General features: G+C 65.3%; 1 protein-coding gene. It reads left to right on the top strand.

From position 1 onward, the window contains the following. Window positions 1-245, top strand: a 245-nt coding sequence (locus tag J5M56_RS26200; protein ID WP_207938214.1) for an amino acid permease, incomplete at both ends; no start/stop codon positions are given.

Genomic DNA, 245 nt, shown 5'->3' on the forward strand with positions numbered 1-245 from the left:
CCGGAACTGGCCGGTTTGCAGAACCCGTCGCTGGCCTCGGTGCTGGAGCATATCGTCGGCCCTTGGGGGGGCTTGCTGATCAGTATTGGGCTGGCGGTGTCGCTGCTTGGGGCCTTGCTGTCCTGGGTGTTGCTGTGCGCCGAGATCATGTTCGCTGCGGCCAAGGACCACACGATGCCGGAGTTCCTGCGCCGGGAAAACGCCAACCAGGTGCCGGCGAACGCGCTGTGGCTGACCAACGCGAT

The organism is Pseudomonas sp. 51_B, from assembly GCF_017491595.1.
Taxonomy (GTDB): Bacteria; Pseudomonadota; Gammaproteobacteria; order Pseudomonadales; family Pseudomonadaceae; genus Aquipseudomonas; species Aquipseudomonas promysalinigenes.